Source organism: Methylibium sp. T29, from assembly GCF_000576205.1.
Classification (GTDB): Bacteria; Pseudomonadota; Gammaproteobacteria; order Burkholderiales; family Burkholderiaceae_C; genus Methylibium; species Methylibium petroleiphilum.
Map to the genome: position 1 here is coordinate 1 of NZ_AZND01000363.1, position 2,669 is coordinate 2,669.

A 2,669-nucleotide genomic window follows, 5' to 3' on the forward strand; every position below is an offset into this window, starting at 1 on the left:
GCCGGCGCCGGCTCGTCCTTCTTGCCGCAGCCCACCAGGGCCGCGGCGGCCGCGAGGGACGACAGCGCCGCCAGGCGGGTCAGCAGCGCGCGGCGCGTGCTCGGAACGTTCATGGAAGCTTCTCCTGTGCGATGAAAGGTCGGACCGGCGCGCCGCGGGCGCTCACGAGCCGGGATGGAAGGGCTTGCCGAGCGAGGCCGGCATGTTGATGCGGATCCACAGCGGGTTGCGCGAGATGAGGGCGAGCACGACGATCGTGGCGATGTAGGGCAGCATCGACAGCAGCTGGCTCGACACCTCCACGCCCGCGCCCTGCAGCGCGAACTGCAGCATCGTCACGCCGCCGAACAGGTAGGCACCGAGCAAGACACGTGCCGGTCGCCAGGTGGCGAAGGTGGTGAGCGCCAGCGCGATCCAGCCGCGCCCGGCCACCAGACCCTCGACCCACAGAGGCGCGTACACCACCGACAGGAAGGCACCGGCCACGCCGCACAGCGCGCCGCCGGCCACCACCGCCGCGAAGCGGATCGTGCGCACCGGGTAGCCGAGCGCATGGGCGGACTCGGGCGACTCGCCGACCGCGCGCAGCACCAGTCCGGCGCGGCTGCGGTACAGGAACCAGCTCAGCCCGAGCACCGCGGCGATCGCCAGGTAGACCATCGGATGCTGGCGGAACAGCGCCGGACCGAAGAAGGGGATGTCGGCCAGCAGCGGAACCTCGAACGGCGCGCGGTCGGCCAGCTTCTTGCCCACCAGGTCGACGCCGACGAAGGCCGAGAAGCCGGCACCGAACAGGCTCAGCGCCAGGCCGGTGGCGTACTGGTTGGTGTTGAGGCCGATCACGAGCAGCGCGAACAGCGCCGCCATCGCCATGCCGGCCAGCGCGCCGGCCGCGAAGGCCAGCGTGTCGCTGCCGGTGACCAGCGCCGCGGCGAAGCCGGCGATCGCGGCGACCAGCATCATCCCTTCGGCGCCGAGGTTCAGCACGCCGGCCTTCTCGTTGAGCAGCAGGCCCAGCCCGGCAATGGCCAGCGGCGTCCCCGAGGCCAGCGTGGCGGCGATCAGCAGCGCGGCTTCGTTCACACCGCCGCCCTCGCGGTCGCCGCGGCGGCGGGCCTGCGCCGCCGGACCCGGTAATGGATCAGCGTGTCGCAGGCCAGCAGCAGGAACAGCAGCAGGCCCTGGAACACGCCGGTCAGTGCATTGGGCAAGCCCAGGCGCGACTGGCCGAGCTCGCCGCCGATCAGCAGCATCGACAGCAGCACGCCGGAGAACACGATGCCCAGCGGGTGCAGGCGGCCGACGAAGCAGACGATGATCGCGGTGAAGCCATAGCCGGTTGAAACATGCGGCGTGAGCTGGCGCAGCGGCCCGGCCGCCTCCATCGCACCGGCCAGGCCGGCCATGCCGCCCGACATCAGCAGCGCGGTCCACAGCGAGGCGCGCGCCGAGAAGCCGGCATAGCGCGCCGCCGCCGGTGCCAGACCACCGACCTGCAGCTGGTAGCCGCGCCAGGAGCGGAACAGGAAGACCCAGAACAGCACCACCATCACCAGCGCCAGCACGAAACCCCAGTGCAGCCGCGATCCCGGCAACAGGGTCGGCAGCCAGGTCGACGCGTCGAAGGTCTTCGTCTGCGGGAAGTTGAAACCGCCGGGGTCCTTCCAGGGCACGAACACCAGGTAGTTCAGCAACTGCTGGGCGACGTAGACGAGCATCAGGCTGACCAGGATCTCGCTGGCGTTGAAGCGGTCGCGCAGCAGCGCGGTGAGAGCGGCCCAGGCCATGCCGCCCAGCACGCCGGCCAGCAGCACCAGCGGCGAGTACAGGCCCCGCACGCCGCTGACACCCAGGTTGGTGAGCCACAGCGCGACGCCGCCCCCGGCGATGGCGCCGAGCAGGAACTGTCCCTCGGCACCGATGTTCCAGACGTTCGAGCGGTAGCAGACCGCGAGGCCCAGCGCGCACAGGATCAGCGGCGTGGCCTTCAGCAGCACCTCCGACACCGAGCGCAGGCCGTTCAGCGGCTCGACGAAGAAGATGCCCAGGCCCTTCAGCGGGTCCTTGCCGAGCGCGGCGAACAGCAGTGCGGCCAGCAGCACCGTGAGCGCCAGCGCGATCAGCGGCGAGGCGAGCGCCATCGCCTGCGAGGGCTGGGCCCGGGCCTCGAGCTTAAGCATGGCGCAGCGCCTCGCTAGCCGCGGCCTTCGGCCACAGGCCGCTCATCCACTCGCCGATCATCTCGACCGTCGTGCGCATCGTCGGCACGCTCGGGCTGACGCGGCCTTGGGCGATGACGAGCAGGCGGTCGCTGATCTCGAACAGCTCGTCGAGCTCCTCGCTGACCACCAGCACCGCGCAGCCCTCGTCGCGCAGCTTCAGGAGCGCGCCGCGGATCTGCGCCGCCGCGCCGACGTCCACGCCCCAGGTCGGCTGCGAGACGATCAGCAGCCTGGGCTTCGCGTCGATCTCGCGGCCGACGATGAACTTCTGCAGGTTGCCGCCCGACAGGCTCTTCGCGGCCGCCTTCGGCCCGCCGGCCTTGACGTTGAAGGCCGCGATCAGCGCCGTCGCCAGGCGCTGCACCTGGGCCATGCGCAGCCAGCCGCCGCGGCCCACCGCCTCCGTGCGCGTCAGCAGCGTGTTCGCGGCCAGCGACAGCGCGGCAC

Annotated in this window: 2 protein-coding genes and 1 pseudogene; all 3 read right to left on the reverse strand. The window is 71.5% G+C overall.

Annotated features, from left to right (window positions below; genetic code table 11):
• Nucleotides 1-162: 162 nt before the first annotated feature.
• Nucleotides 163-1,083 carry an ABC transporter permease gene (locus x551_RS20855; RefSeq protein WP_036234862.1) on the reverse strand — a complete coding sequence of 307 codons (921 nt, stop codon included), beginning with the start codon at nucleotides 1,081-1,083 and terminating at the stop codon, nucleotides 163-165.
• Entirely contained in the window at nucleotides 1,080-2,180 is a 1,101-nt protein-coding gene (locus tag x551_RS20860; protein ID WP_036250924.1) for an ABC transporter permease, read from the reverse strand. Before x551_RS20860 ends, x551_RS20855 begins: the two co-directional genes overlap by 4 nt.
• A pseudogene (locus x551_RS20865) lies at nucleotides 2,173-2,669 on the reverse strand (ABC transporter ATP-binding protein); the annotation flags it as partial. The pseudogene x551_RS20865 and the gene x551_RS20860, both read right to left, overlap by 8 nt.

Coding starts and splice junctions, on each gene's coding strand:
- x551_RS20860 (WP_036250924.1), bottom strand. CDS start 2,180: ATGCTTAAGCTCGAGGCCCGGGCCCAGCCCTCGCAGGCGATGGCGCTC.